Origin of the sequence: Methylobacterium sp. CCH5-D2 (genome assembly GCF_001556475.1) — a bacterium.
GTDB classification, from domain to species: domain Bacteria; phylum Pseudomonadota; class Alphaproteobacteria; order Rhizobiales; family Beijerinckiaceae; genus Methylobacterium; species Methylobacterium hispanicum.
Window position 1 is genome coordinate 1 of record NZ_LSIX01000129.1, and the last position, 10,377, is coordinate 10,377.

The following is a 10,377-nucleotide window of genomic DNA, read 5'->3' on the forward strand; positions in this document are numbered from 1 at the left end:
GGATCGGGGCTCAACCCGAGCGGCGCCACCGCCTCACCTGCCTCTCCAGCCGGTACGCGGTCGAAGACCGACAGGCGCACGTCGACGGTGGTGCCGTGGCGAACGTAGGCCCGCCCCGACAGCCCGGCGGAGAACACCAGCCGCCCGCCCCGCTCGGCCAGGCCTGCGAAGGCGGGGGCCGTGGACGGCCGGTCGGGCCGGAAGTTGTCAGCGGTGATCGCCACCAGGCGTCCGCCCGGGGCAAGGCGGGAGAGGGCCGAGCGAAGGTGATCGCCAGTCGCGTCGCGGTAGCGGCCCGTAATGTGAGCGGCCACGCTGAAGGGTGGGTTCATCAGCACCACGCTCGGCGCCACGTCCTCGGCCAGGCGATCATGGATCTGGGCGGCGTCGAGCTGCGTGACGCTGCCGGCCGGGTACAGCGCCCGCAGCAGGCCCGCCCGGGTCGCGGCCAGCTCGTTGAGGTGCAGGCTCGCGTCGGCGAGTTCGGCGTGGACCGCCAGCAGGCCGGTCCCGGCCGAGGGCTCCAGCAGGCGCTCGCCCGGCCGCAGGCCGGCCGCGAGCGCGGCGACGTAGCCGATCTCCAGCGGGGTCGAGAACTGCTGGAAGGCGACGCTCTCCTCGGAGCGGCGGGTCTGGGTCGGCAGCAGGCTGGCGATCCGGGCCAGCATCGCCAGCCGCGCGGCCGGGGTGGGCGCCTTGGCCCGGATCGCCGGCCAGAACCGGCGCAGGAACAGGATCTGCGCGACCTCGCCGGCCTCGTAGGCGTCCTTCCACAGCCACAGGCCGTCGGTGTCGCTGCCGCCGCAGGCCGCCGCAATGGCGCTGCGCAGGGTGCCAGTCTCGACCGGCCTCCCTTTTGCAAGACACGCTGCGATGTGGCTGGCCGCCTGTACGATCGCGGCCGGGCTCGGGCTCGGGGTGAGGGCGGTGCTGGCCTGGACGTGCCTGGCGAGGATCGAGACGTTCACGGGCGGCCTCCTGGCGGGATCGCGCCGGCCACCAGGGCTCTCTCTGCCCTACCGCCGGCTCACCTGCCGGCAGGCCTCCTCTCACTCTGGTTGCATGCACGCTCTACTGATGTCCGCTCATCCCGAGCGTTGTTAAGATTTTTACAAAGCACCGTTTAGTTTTTTTGTACTTTAGGACGATTGACCGAACCCGCGATCCACCCCTCTTAACTCCCGTGTGATGACACGGGGGAACAGGACGGTTGGAACGACCGCACGCGAGCGATCCGGATTGGATCGTGTCGAACACGGCCCGGATCGTGAAGGGGTACGTCACGGGCAACAGGCTGCCCCCCGAAGGCGTGATCGAGCTCGTGTCGGTGGTGGGCGAGGTGCTCCGCTCCCTGAACCGTCCGGTGAGCGGCTTGGAGGCGGTCCGCCGTCCGCCGGGGCAGGCGGCCCTGCCCGTCGGCGACCATGCTCCGACCGAGGAGGAGATCAAGGCCTCGATCGGCGAGACGTACCTGGTCAGCTTCGAGGACGGCAAGCCCTACCACAAGCTCGACTGGCACCTGACCCGGCGCGGGCTCACGCCCGAGGCGTACCGGGCGAAGTGGGGCCTGCCGGACGACTACCCGATGATGCCGACATTCTACCGGAAGAAGCGGGCCGACAACGCCCTGCAGGTGGGGCTCGGCTACTGGGACCGGACCAGGGGCAAGAACCCGCCGGTCGAACCCGATCCGAGGAGGCTGGGAAAGAGGCGCCGACGGGGCAGGCCGGCAGCGCCCTGAGGCGCGGGCGGGTCTCGGTCAAGTCAGCTTGATTAGGGCGGCCAGAGCCGCGAACATGGCCGCGAACCCTGCTGCAACGATTCCCCCAAGGCGCACCGTCATCTGGAGCGTCTGCAACTCCAGTGCGGTGCGCAGATCCTCCTTCGTGACGGGTTCGACCATGATGAACGCCTAAGCGGCTTCTGCGTGCGCCTCGGCCTGTTCGGTGGAGATGCCGGCCGCGCGCAGGGCCTTGGAATATCCAAGCGTATCGAACGCGTAAGCCATCGTCCCGTGTCTTTCGTGTATCGGGGGATCCCGCCCCGCCCGTCGGGGCGGGGCGTCGAGGGCTGAAGGCTCAGTCCCGGCGGCGGCCGCTGGAGCGGGTCCAGACCAGCGAGAAGGTCTTGCCGTCCTCCTCGCCGTAGAGGGCGGCGTAGAGCGGCGCCGGCAGGCTCGGGTCGTCGAGCTTGATCGAGATGTAGTCCCGCTCCTCGCGCGACCGCTTGGCCCAGCCGGCCCCGATCTCGGCCTTGCCTAGGAAGATGCGGTGGGTGGGCGCGTTCTCGCCGCCGCGGCTCTCCGCCACGATCGTGACCTTGCGGGCCTGGATGGTCAGGGTGGCGATGTCGCCGGTGAAGCCGGTCTGGGTCTGGGTGAAGGTGCCGATGGTCGCCATGGTGTCTCTCCTCGTCCGGTTGCTCTCGGCCGCGCCCCTGCGGCCTCGATGGCGGTCGGTGAGCCGGAGGCGGCCCGGCGCCGCACCTGCGTGCAGGCCGCAGCGCAGCGGAGGACGACCGGGGAACGGGTTTCTTGTCCCGCGAGGAGACGCCGCAGGCGGCGGGGAAGAAACCCGGGCCCCGCCGTTGCGGTGGTCCCGGACGCCCCGGATAGACCAAGCCCATCACGAGGCCGTGGGCTGCGGCCGTGCACTGGAATACGCGGTGAACCCTGGCCGGCCCCGGCTCCCCCTCCTCCGGAACCGGCTCCGCGACGCCGCTCGCACGGGCCCCGGCCCGCGCGCGACCCGTCGAGGAGCGTTCGCTGCGGCTGCCGCCGCCCCCGTCCGACGTGCAGAGGACTATCGGTGGCTTGCGTGACGGGAGTGGAACGGCGGGGCATCTTCGGCTCACGCTCGGGCCCGCCGCCGGCGGAACCGTCACTCCGTCATCGGCGAGGCGGCCGAAGCCTTTCCCGATGTCCGGACTACGACCCGACGCCGGTCAGGGCGATCGTTGCCCGGTAGACCTCCGCGCCCGTCAGGTCGCGCACGCGGATCGTGAAGGCGGCTTGATCGGCGTCGGGGCACGTATCGGCGGCGATGTCGTACAGAGTCCGTCGCGCCAGCGACCGCGCGGGCTCACTCCCGGCGCAGTCGCACCCGACCTCATCCTGAAAGGCGCCACCCGGCCCCGAGGTATCGAAGAAGAACAATGCCATGGCCTGCGCCCTACTGGGGATGTCGAGCGGCACGCAGTGGCGCACGCCGATGCAAGGCGCACCCACTTAGAGCGCCTAACAGAACCGCCTGATTTGGTTGAGGGTGATGAGGCTTGCGGCGATGCTGGTGAAGGCCTCGTAGATGTCGGCGCGTCGCTCGTAGCGGACCGGCAGGCGGCGGAAACGGTTGAACCAAGCGTGGGTGCGCTCCACGACCCAGCGATGGCGGCCGAGCCTCTCGCTGCTCTCGATGCCTTTGCGGGCGATGCGCGGCACGATCCCGCGCGCCCGGCACTCCTGGCGGCGTGCTTTGGCATCGTAGGCCTTGTCGGCGTGCAGCTTGTCGGGCCGGTGTCGTGGGCGTCCGCGCCGGCCGTTGCGCAGGGGCGGGATGGCATCGAGGGTCTTTGCCATCATCACGCTGTCGTGCCGGTTGGCCCCGCTCAGGCCGAGACCGAGCGGCGTGCCGCGCGCATCCGTGACGAGGTGGCGCTTGGTACCCGGCTTGCCCCGATCCGTCGGGTTCGGGCCGGTGGCAGGCCCCCTCTTTGGCCGGGACGGACGCGCTGTCCAGACAAGCCCGGCTCCAGTCGATCTGCCCGGCCGCGTGCAGACGCTCCAGCAGCACCTGATGCAGCCGTGACCAGACACCGGCCTCCTGCCAGTCGCGCAGGCGGCGCCAGCAACTCATCCCGCAGCCGCAGCCCATCTCGGCCGGCAGCATCTCCCAGGGCAGACCTGAGCACGAACAGGATCCCGGTCAGCGCCGCCCGGTTCTCGATCGGGCGGCGACCGCCCTTCGGACGCGGCCGGGGCGGCGGCAGAAGAGGGGCGATCTCACGCCAGGGATCGTCGGGTAGAAGCGGGCGAGCCATCCCAATCAACGCCTGTTCAGGCGATCCGTGCCCGTTCTGTTAGACGCTCTTAAGTAAAACGCGCACCACGCAGGTCAGGGGCAGCGCGGGACATACCCGCCGCGGGGACGAGCTCGCGCCGGCTCCGAGACGGGCTCAGCCCTCGAAGGGGTCGAACTCAAGGATGACGCTCGCCGGGTCGCCGTCGAACTCGTCGGATGGCATCACGCCGTAGCCGCCCTCGGACCGGAACAGGGTCACGCAGACCATCAGGGTGCGGGCGAGGTGGTAGGCGTTGCTGCGGGCGAGGGTGAGATCGTGCGCCATGGTCCGGCTCCCGTCCTGGGGCGGGGCCATCCCCGCTCGACAGGCGCCCGAACGGTCCGGACGGGGCCGCGATCACCGCGAACACGGCGACAGCCGGGAGCGGCCGCCCGCGCATGCGGAGCGGACCCCCTGAGGGTTGATCGTGGAAGGCCCCGGGAGCGACCAGAGGGTCGGCGCCTTCGAGAGCGGGGTGGACCCGGGCACGCGCGCCGGTCCGTGTCGCCGTCGAACCTCGTGCGGGCCGGCCGGACGACAGACGCCAACGGTCTGTACTGAGAAAGCCTCGGCCTCAACCGGCGGATGATTGACGGCGCCGGTCGCCTCACCTCACGTCGATCGCTCGAAAGCCCCGGCGGAGATCAGGTTCCGATGAGCGCGGACGAGACGGTGGAGCTGACGGTCGGGATCGTGACGGCCTACGTGTCGAACAACCACCTGCCCATGGCCGAGCTGGCCGCCCTGATCGGGGCGGTCCATGCCAGCCTCGCCGGCCTCGGGCGGCAGGAGGAGGCGCAGGCGGAGGCGCGCGAGCTGGTCCAACCCACGCCGGCCCAGATCCGCCGGTCGATCACCCCGGAGGCGCTGATCAGCTTCGAGGACGGCCGGCCCTACAAAACCCTGCGGCGCCACCTCAGCACGCGGGGTCTCACGGCCGAGGCGTACCGGACCAAGTGGGGGCTGCCTGCGGACTACCCGATGGTGGCGGCCGCCTACTCGGCGCATCGCTCCAGCCTCGCGCACGCACTCGGCCTCGGCCACAGCCGGCGAGCGGCGGATCCGGACCCAGACTCGCCCGAACCGGCGGCGCCCGCGCAGCGTGGACGCCGGAAGCCGCAGGCGGCCTGAGGCCGCCCGCGCCTGCCCGGCGGCTACTCCGCCGCGACGGCGTAGGCCGCGTGCGCCGGGTCGACGGCGTCGCCCGCCAGGAAGTCCGGCAACGCCTCGGCCTCCTGCGCACCTGCCACCTGCTCCGGTGCCTCCACCGCGGCGTCGAGGTCCGCGGCGAGGCGCAGCGGCTCGGGCAGCCAGCCGGTCTCGGACAGCAGGCGCTCGGCCTCCCGGGCCATCTCGCCCTTCCTGAGGTGGTCGAGGAGTTGCGCCTTGTCCGGGCCCGCGCCTTCCTGCACCGCCTCGAGGATGCGCGCCTTGGTTACCCGGCCGAGATAGTTGCCCACGGTCGGCCGCCAGCCCGCCGCCGCCATATCGAGCCCGGTCGCCCGCGCCAGCCGGTCGGCCTGGGCGAGCCGCATCCGCAGCCCGTGCTCGCTCACGCCCATGCCGCCGTAGGGGTTCGGCTTCTCGTGCAGCGCGTTGACCCCGAAGCTGACGCAGTGCGCGAGCAGCGCCATGCGGCTGCCCTCGTCCAGCACGGCCAGCCAATCCCAGACCGCGTCGTCGTCCTCGGGCAGCTCGGCCTTCCAGGCCGCGTGCCGCTCGGCCACCGCGCGGGCGCAGGCGCTGTCCTTCAGGTTGTCGGCCTGCGCAGCGAGGTGGACCTCCCGCACGCTGGCCTCCAGGCAGCCCTGGGCGGTGCGGAAGCGGAAGGTGTCGAGCACCAGCTTGTGCAGCAGCAGCGTCAGCGCGACCTGGGGATCGTTCGCCACCGCGTCGCGCAGCGCCAGGGTCCGGTGCGCCGTCAGCTCGCAGAGCAGGCGGTCGGACAGCGGGCGCAGGCCGTCCTCCTCCTCCGGCTCGGGCTGGGGCGCGACCGGAGCGCCGCCGATCGTGATGATCGCCCGCTGCACCGTCGGCCCGGCGGCCGTTCCACCGCCCGCCGGAGCCTGCACGCCGCCCTCGCCGCCGCCGGCCTCGCCCTGCGGTTCGGCCTCGGCCGGCGCCTCGTCCTCGGGCCGGACGTAGCCGCGCTGGACCTGGAGCCGGCCGTCATGGCCGAGGCTGACGAAGGCGCCGGCGCGGGCGATCTCGGCCGGGTCGTAGCGCAGCGGCCGGTCGGAGAGCTCCTCCAGCGCCGCCTCGATCTCGCCGAGCCGGGCGTCGGCCGCCTCCGGCAGTTCCTCGTCCGCCTCGTACGCGGCGATCAGGCGCTCCTGCTCGGCGGTGAGCGCGTCGATCGTCTCGCGCTCCTCCTGCGACAGCGCGACCGGCTCGCCGTAGACCAGGCGCAGGCCGGTCTGGTGACCGTAGGGGAAGCCCATCGCCACCTCGACCCACTTCCAGCCCTCGGCGGCGACCGCCTCGGCCGCGGCCTTGAGCTTCTCGCCCGCGAGGCGGTCGAGCAGCGCCACGTTCTGCAGCCAGCCGCCGCGGTCGGCCTCGAACAGGTCGCGCAGGACGATGCCGCCGGCCACTTCGTAGGCCTCGACCCCCACGAACACCGCCCGCTTGTCGCCGGCCGCCACCGCCTTCTCGGTCAGCAGGCGCCGGATCTGATAGGGCTCCTTCGACCAGCTATTGCGCACCGCCTCCCAGACCTGCTCCTGGCGGGCATGGTCCTGCGTGATGGTGAAGGCCATGAGCTGTTCGAGCGTCATGCCGTCCGCGGCGTAGATGTCGAGGAGCGCGGGCGCGACCGCGGCGAGGCGCAGGCGCTGCTTGACCACGGTAACCGGCACGAAGAAGGCGGCCGCGACCGCCTCCTCGGTCATGCCCTTGTCGCGCATCGCCTGGAAGGCCCGGAACTGGTCGAGCGGGTGGAGCGGCGCGCGCTCGACGTTCTCGGCGAGCGAGATCTCGTCGATCAGGACGCCGCCCCCGGCCTCCGAGACGATGCAGGGCACCGGCGCGGTCTTCACCAGGCGCTTCTGCTTGACCAGCAGCGCCAGGGCACGGTAGCGGCGCCCGCCGGCCGGCACCTCGTACATGCCGGTCTGCGCCCCCTCCCCGTCGAGGACCGGGCGCACGTGCAGGCTCTGGATCAGGCCGCGCCGGGCGATCGAGGCGGCCAGTTCCTCGATCGACTCGCCGGCCTTCACCTGGCGCACGTTGGCCTGGCTCAGCACGAGCTTGTTGAAGGGGATCGGCCGGGCCGGGGCGAGGGTGATCTTCTGGGGAGTGGTAGCCATCGGGCTATCCTTCGCGACGGCGACCGGAAGCCTCTCTCCCGATCCTCTGATCCGTCACGCAGCGCAGCGCCCCCTCTTCCTCTAGAGGGCAGCGCCGCACGCACCGGCGACCGGGACAGGTTCGGGCACGGTCAGGCCGCCGCATGGACATCTCAACGGCGGGCCAAGCGGCACGCTGGATCGGCGCGGCCTGCGCGCCTATGATCCCGGCGGGGCGGTACGCGCCGCCCTGGGGCGTGGAAACCCCTTAACAAGCGGTTTGGTGCCCGCCGGCTTGGGCACCGGAATCCTTGACCTTCGTGGTCGGGGAGCCTGCGACGCATGTCCAGGTGCCCCGGTGCTAAAGGTCGTAGGGACCGTCTTGTTACGGTTTTCCAACTCCCCGGCTGTGGGTGGTCGAGGCTCGTTTGCGGGGGCGCACCGCGGACACGGGCCTTCCGGAGAGTGGGTCCATGCACCGCTCGCTCGATCGCGAGGCCCTGGAACGGCGGGTGATCGGCGCACATCGTCTCACCATCGCGGCTCTCGCCCACGCGGAGCGGGTCGAGCACGCGGTCCGGAGCGCGGTCCCGGGCGTGTGCGAGCGAGATCGGCTGGTCGCGGACGGCGAACGCCATCGGCGCTTCATCGCACTGCGCGACCTCCTGGATGCCCTCGGCTACGTGCCGCGCGGGCTGACCGCCCGACTGCCACCGGAACCCGGCGCGCGCTGGCCATGCCGCTATCGAACGCACCGGAGGCCCCGCCATGCCTGACGGAAGCCGCTTTGCCCGGGATCCGCGCGTAGATCCGGCTGATCTGGACGAACTCGGCCGCGCCTATCTCGCCGCGCTGGCCTGGCGCGATTGGCGCGCGCGCGACCGGCACCTCGTCCGGCTCCGGACGAACCTCGGCGCGATCCTCGCGCTCCTGGGCTGGCCGGCGAACGACGCGGCGACGGGAGATCCGCCGGGACCCGGCATCGGCACTTAGCGATGTGCTAGCTGCGATCGGCGCGCCGCCGGGCGCGGATCCGGGCCCGGGCCCGGGCCCGGGTCATGCTGGCCTGCTACGGCGGCCGAGCCTACTGGCTGGCGCGGGATCGGGCGCGCGCCGTCGGCCGCGGTGACAAGCGTCGGCATCGGTTCTGGTCGCGCGTGGCCGTCGAGATCGCCCGGCTGGACGGCCGGGAGCCAGGCTGGAACACGGGCGATCGGTGGCGCTGAGGCGGCATCGAGGCGATACGGAAAAGGCCGCCCCGTGAGGAGCGGCCTGAGTCTGTTGAGGATGCCCTGGACGGGCACGGGACGGCGACACCATCGCCGTCCCGCGTCGCACAGTAAGGTTCCGGCCGCGCCGCGAACAAGCGTCTCAGAGTTGTATCTGCCGACAGCGCGCGGCGTTGCTTGCCGATCGGCTCCAAGCGCGATCCCGGCACAATCCCGACGCGGACGCGGTCAGGTCTCCCGAACATACGCTCGCGGCTATGCGTTCGGGGCGATCGGCATGATCCGGACCCGGCGGCGGACGGGTCGCTGGCTCGGGGCTGTGCAACGCATGCGATGCTCCTCTCGTGACGCCGGCTCGACGGCCGCATGTAGCAGAGATGTAAGCGCCGAGTCCCAACTGCAAGATCAGTCGGTGGATCGCATGGCTTGACCTGGGTGCCGTCGACCGGTGGCACCGACGCCCCTTCGCCTTCAGCGTTCCCGGCGGACCATCCGCACCCATTGGGCGCGGATCAGGTCGGCCAGGGTCCGCAGGACGAGACGCATGAAGGCCGGACTGAACCGGCCGTAGGCGTAGCGCAGCGGGCGCGTCCCCAGCGGCAGCAGGTGGAACGAGCCCGGCATGACATCGCTGTTGGCCTCGTCGAGCATGATCCGGCACGGCCGGTCGCCCGGCAGCTTGAGCCGGCGCCGCTCAGTCTCCGGAACGGCGACCGCAAACCGGCCCGCGAGGGGCTCCTGCGTCGTGATGGGAAACACCACCACGGCGCCCGGACCGACGTTCACCGGAACGACGAGGCAGACCGGGCGATCCTTCCGGCCCTCGCGCTCGCCGTGATCGTGCTCGCGCGGCCAGAGGAAGCTGTAGCGGACGACGAGGCCGGTTTCCGGGGACTCAGTCATCGCCGCCGTGTTCCCGCTCGTAGGCGTCCGCCGCCTGGAGCAGGCCGTCGCGCAGATCGTCGGGCATGGTCTCGATCGTGAAGGCCCGGCGTGGATCGTCCGGTCCGCGCAAGGCCTCGTAGTGCTCCAGGCTCATCAGGACGAACCGGGGCTTGCTGCGACGGGTGATCACGACGGGCGCGCGCTGGGCGGCGTCAGTGACTTCGCCGACCTGCTTGTTCAGGTCGGCCGTGGTGAACGAGCGCATGGGACGCCTCCTCCTCATCCATGAAATCCATATATCATTGATCCTACGGATATCGACCGGCAGGGATGGTCACAGGCCGAGATCGTCCTGATGGAAACGCGCGGGGATCTCCTCCTCCCTGCCCTGCCAGGCGACGCAGCCGTCCTGCCAGATCGTGACGAAGCCCCCGCCCCGCGGGATCGGTGGCGGCGGTGCTGCCTCGAAGTTCGCGCAGCCGAACTCGGCCGAGGTGGCCGAGAAGGCCGGCCTGGGGTTGTTGCCGACCAGAACCCGGTCGCAGGCGCCCGTCGGCCGCTTGACGCGCCGGTGCGACAGCCCAAGGCGGAACATCTCGTAGGCGCGCTGCTCCTCGTCCGAGGGGGCCTTCCAGTGTCGGCAGTGCCGGCACCGGCCCGGGCGGGGGTCGGCCGGCGCGTCCAGCTCCGGCCCGCCGTTGTGCCCGGCCCAGGCGGTCATGGCCCCCCTCCCCCGAGCGCGCTGCACTCGTGCAGCCAGAGCCGCAGATCCCGCCGCATCAGGCCGATCGCGCCGTTGATGACGGTGACCCGGGCGTTGCCCCGGACGCAGCCCATGGCGACGAAACCCGTCACCAGCGCTTCCATCATGTCGAGGTAGAGCCGGCTGCCGACCAGCGCGATCTCCTCGAACGGCTCGG

12 protein-coding genes and 3 pseudogenes are annotated in these 10,377 nt (G+C 71.6%); 4 read left to right on the plus strand and 11 right to left on the minus strand.

Annotation, left to right across the window (positions count from 1 at the left end; translation table 11 throughout):
* A pseudogene (locus tag AX737_RS02700) lies at positions 1-968 on the minus strand (methylase); the annotation flags it as partial.
* Between the two features lie 278 nt (positions 969-1,246).
* Here AX737_RS02700 and AX737_RS02705 point away from each other — a divergent pair.
* A complete protein-coding gene (locus AX737_RS02705) occupies positions 1,247-1,741 on the plus strand; it encodes a MucR family transcriptional regulator (protein WP_197430430.1) in 495 nt (164 codons plus the stop codon).
* Between the two features lie 18 nt (positions 1,742-1,759).
* Here AX737_RS02705 and AX737_RS35295 read toward each other — a convergent pair whose 3' ends face one another.
* From AX737_RS35295 to AX737_RS34010, 5 genes and pseudogenes are all read right to left on the minus strand, one after another.
* Positions 1,760-1,903 carry a hypothetical protein gene (locus AX737_RS35295; RefSeq protein ID WP_245293386.1) on the minus strand — a complete coding sequence of 48 codons (144 nt, stop codon included), beginning with the start codon at positions 1,901-1,903 and terminating at the stop codon, positions 1,760-1,762.
* 175 nt (positions 1,904-2,078) lie between these two features.
* Positions 2,079-2,399, minus strand: coding sequence for a DUF736 domain-containing protein (locus tag AX737_RS02715; RefSeq protein WP_066918809.1), 321 nt, complete (start codon positions 2,397-2,399; stop codon positions 2,079-2,081).
* Between the two features lie 527 nt (positions 2,400-2,926).
* A complete protein-coding gene (locus tag AX737_RS02720; RefSeq protein WP_156453497.1) occupies positions 2,927-3,160 on the minus strand; it encodes a hypothetical protein in 234 nt (77 codons plus the stop codon).
* 75 nt (positions 3,161-3,235) lie between these two features.
* Positions 3,236-4,035, minus strand: a pseudogene (locus AX737_RS31740) (IS5 family transposase).
* A gap of 135 nt (positions 4,036-4,170) precedes the next feature.
* On the minus strand, positions 4,171-4,341 hold the full coding sequence (locus AX737_RS34010) for a hypothetical protein (RefSeq protein ID WP_197430431.1): 171 nt from the start codon (positions 4,339-4,341) through the stop codon (positions 4,171-4,173).
* Between the two features lie 369 nt (positions 4,342-4,710).
* Here AX737_RS34010 and AX737_RS02730 point away from each other — a divergent pair, with 369 nt between their 5' ends.
* A complete protein-coding gene (locus AX737_RS02730; protein ID WP_066918816.1) occupies positions 4,711-5,187 on the plus strand; it encodes a MucR family transcriptional regulator in 477 nt (158 codons plus the stop codon).
* A 23-nt stretch (positions 5,188-5,210) separates the two neighbouring features.
* Here AX737_RS02730 and AX737_RS02735 read toward each other — a convergent pair whose 3' ends face one another.
* Positions 5,211-7,364 (minus strand): ParB/RepB/Spo0J family partition protein, encoded by a 2,154-nt coding sequence (locus tag AX737_RS02735; protein WP_066918818.1) that lies wholly within the window; start codon positions 7,362-7,364, stop codon positions 5,211-5,213.
* A gap of 452 nt (positions 7,365-7,816) precedes the next feature.
* Here AX737_RS02735 and AX737_RS02740 point away from each other — a divergent pair, with 452 nt between their 5' ends.
* Positions 7,817-8,119, plus strand: a complete 303-nt coding sequence (locus tag AX737_RS02740; protein WP_066918820.1) for a hypothetical protein — start codon at positions 7,817-7,819, stop codon at positions 8,117-8,119.
* Positions 8,112-8,336, plus strand: a complete 225-nt coding sequence (locus tag AX737_RS02745; RefSeq protein ID WP_066918822.1) for a hypothetical protein — start codon at positions 8,112-8,114, stop codon at positions 8,334-8,336. The genes AX737_RS02740 and AX737_RS02745 overlap by 8 nt, the downstream gene beginning before the upstream one ends.
* A 707-nt stretch (positions 8,337-9,043) precedes the next feature.
* Here AX737_RS02745 and AX737_RS34015 read toward each other — a convergent pair.
* The 4 genes and pseudogenes from AX737_RS34015 to AX737_RS34020 form a co-directional block, all read right to left on the minus strand.
* Positions 9,044-9,475, minus strand: a complete 432-nt coding sequence (locus AX737_RS34015; protein ID WP_066918824.1) for a hypothetical protein — start codon at positions 9,473-9,475, stop codon at positions 9,044-9,046.
* Complete coding sequence (locus AX737_RS02755) at positions 9,468-9,722, minus strand: type II toxin-antitoxin system Phd/YefM family antitoxin (protein WP_066918826.1); 255 nt, start codon at positions 9,720-9,722, stop codon at positions 9,468-9,470. The genes AX737_RS34015 and AX737_RS02755 overlap by 8 nt, the downstream gene beginning before the upstream one ends.
* Positions 9,723-9,791: 69 nt before the next feature.
* Positions 9,792-10,178, minus strand: a complete 387-nt coding sequence (locus AX737_RS02760; protein WP_066918828.1) for a hypothetical protein — start codon at positions 10,176-10,178, stop codon at positions 9,792-9,794.
* A pseudogene (locus tag AX737_RS34020) lies at positions 10,175-10,377 on the minus strand (hypothetical protein); the annotation flags it as partial. The pseudogene AX737_RS34020 and the gene AX737_RS02760, both read right to left, overlap by 4 nt.

Bases quoted from the DNA above. Each gene is read 5' to 3' on its own strand.
- AX737_RS02720 (WP_156453497.1), bottom strand. From the start codon at position 3,160: ATGGCATTGTTCTTCTTCGATACCTCGGGGCCGGGTGGCGCCTTTCAG.
- AX737_RS02745 (WP_066918822.1), top strand. From the start codon at position 8,112: ATGCCTGACGGAAGCCGCTTTGCCCGGGATCCGCGCGTAGATCCGGCT.
- AX737_RS02730 (WP_066918816.1), top strand. From the start codon at position 4,711: ATGAGCGCGGACGAGACGGTGGAGCTGACGGTCGGGATCGTGACGGCC.
- AX737_RS35295 (WP_245293386.1), bottom strand. From the start codon at position 1,903: ATGGTCGAACCCGTCACGAAGGAGGATCTGCGCACCGCACTGGAGTTG.
- AX737_RS02760 (WP_066918828.1), bottom strand. From the start codon at position 10,178: ATGACCGCCTGGGCCGGGCACAACGGCGGGCCGGAGCTGGACGCGCCG.
- AX737_RS34010 (WP_197430431.1), bottom strand. From the start codon at position 4,341: ATGGCGCACGATCTCACCCTCGCCCGCAGCAACGCCTACCACCTCGCC.
- AX737_RS34015 (WP_066918824.1), bottom strand. From the start codon at position 9,475: ATGACTGAGTCCCCGGAAACCGGCCTCGTCGTCCGCTACAGCTTCCTC.
- AX737_RS02735 (WP_066918818.1), bottom strand. From the start codon at position 7,364: ATGGCTACCACTCCCCAGAAGATCACCCTCGCCCCGGCCCGGCCGATC.
- AX737_RS02755 (WP_066918826.1), bottom strand. From the start codon at position 9,722: ATGCGCTCGTTCACCACGGCCGACCTGAACAAGCAGGTCGGCGAAGTC.
- AX737_RS02715 (WP_066918809.1), bottom strand. From the start codon at position 2,399: ATGGCGACCATCGGCACCTTCACCCAGACCCAGACCGGCTTCACCGGC.
- AX737_RS02740 (WP_066918820.1), top strand. From the start codon at position 7,817: ATGCACCGCTCGCTCGATCGCGAGGCCCTGGAACGGCGGGTGATCGGC.